At 67.4% G+C, this 1,765-nt stretch carries 2 protein-coding genes; both read right to left on the bottom strand.

Annotated features, from left to right (window positions below; all coding sequences use genetic code 11):
- Positions 1-911, bottom strand: a 911-nt coding sequence (locus H928_RS0104120; RefSeq protein WP_021025381.1) for an ATP-binding protein, incomplete at its 3' end; no start/stop codon positions are given.
- A partial coding sequence (locus tag H928_RS26065; protein ID WP_021025380.1) for a cobaltochelatase subunit CobN occupies positions 908-1,765 on the bottom strand: 858 nt, incomplete at its 5' end. The genes H928_RS0104120 and H928_RS26065, both read right to left, overlap by 4 nt.

The following is a 1,765-nucleotide window of genomic DNA, read 5'->3' as shown; positions in this document are numbered from 1 at the left end:
TGTTGACCGTTGGGATCGTTGGCCTGGCCACTCGGCGATGGCGGCTGCGCCGCATCGGCATTGCGGCGGGGGGCCAGTGCCAACTCCGCCACGGCCTGCACATCGGCCAGGCGCACCTCGGCATGGCCCGCCAGTGCTGCCTGGGCGCGGGCGGCACGCAGCATCACCAGGTCGGCACGCACGCCTTCGGCACCGGATTGCTGGCACAGCTGTGCAACGGCATCAAACACTGCATCGGGCCAGACGACGCTGGCCAACTGCTGCCGTGCCGCCGCAATCTGCGCGCGAAGTTGGGCTTGTGCCTCCGCTTGCTGGGCGCAGAACTGGGCCGGGTCTGCGTCAAAGGCCATGCGGGCACGCACGATGCGTTTGCGCGTCTCCACATCGGGCACATTGGGCAGGCGCACAAACAGGCCAAAGCGGTCCAGCAGCTGCGGGCGCAGCTGGCCTTCTTCGGGGTTCATCGTGCCGATCAGTGCAATGCGCGCGGCATGCTGGTGCGAGACGCCGTCGCGCTCGATGCGGTTGGTGCCGCTGGCGCTGACATCGAGCAGCAAGTCCACCAGGCCATCGGGCAACAGGTTGACCTCGTCCACATACAGGATTCCCTGGTGCGCCTGGGCCAGCAGGCCGGGGCGGAACTGCACGGCTGAGGACTGCAGGGCAGCTTCCAGATCGAGCGCCCCTTGCAGTTGCTCCTCGGTGGTGCCCAGCGGCAGATTGACAAAATGGCCGCTGGGCAGCAGCGCAGCCAGCGCGCGGGCGCTGGTGGATTTGGCGGTGCCGCGCGGGCCCTCCACCAGCACGCCGCCCAGTTGCGGATCGACCGCCAGCAGCAGCAAGGCCTGCTGCAGCGCGGCCTGGCCCTCAATGGCGCTGAAGGGAAAATGCAGATCGTTGGCGGTGCTCATCGCATCTCCAGCAGGTGTTCGGTCTCGAGCAAATGGGTCTCCAGCAATTGGGGATAGTCGCCGGGCTCTTGCCACAGGCCGCGCTGTATGGCTTCGAGCAGGCGCTCGCACATGCCGTGGAAGGCCTGCGGATTGTGCTGCTGCATAAAGGCGCGCGTGGTGTCATCGGCGACAAAGGCATCGGTCACGCGGGCGTATTGGTCATCGCGCACCACACGGGCCGTGGCATCAAAGGCAAAGAGGTAGTCCACGGTGGCGGCAATCTCGAACGCGCCTTTGTAGCCATGGCGCTGCACGCCCTCGATCCACTTGGGGTTGGTGGCCCGTGCGCGCACCACGCGGCTGATCTCTTCTTGCAGGCTGCGCATGCGCGGCGACTCGGGGTTGCTGTGGTCGCCAAAGTACATGGCCGGTTGCTGGCCGCTGTAGTGGCGCACGGCAGCGGCCATGCCGCCCTGGAACTGGTAGTAGTCGCCGGAGTCGAGCACATCGTGCTCGCGGTTGTCCTGGTTGTGCAGCACCAGCTGCATCTCGGCGAGGCGCCGTACAAAGGTCTCGGGCACCTGGCTGCCTTCGTCGTGCTGGCCGTAGGCATAGGCCCCCCAGTTGCGGTAGGCCGTTGCCAGGTCTTCGTCGCTTTGCCACTGGCCGCTGTCGATCAGGCCCTGCAGGCCCGCGCCATAGCTGCCGGGCTTGGCGCCAAACACGCGCAGGCCCGCCTGGTGGCGCGCCTCCTTGGCGTCCAGCCCCTGCTGCTGCAGCTGCGCGGCCTCGGCCAGCACGCGGGCGCGGATCGGGTTCTGCGCCGCGTCTTCGTCGTCGAGCGCCGCCACTTTTTGCACGGCGGCATCAAA

The sequence above is a fragment of the Comamonas sp. B-9 genome, from assembly GCF_000410635.1.
Classification (GTDB): Bacteria; Pseudomonadota; Gammaproteobacteria; order Burkholderiales; family Burkholderiaceae_C; genus Comamonas.
This window is presented reverse-complemented; position numbering and strand designations above follow the sequence as displayed.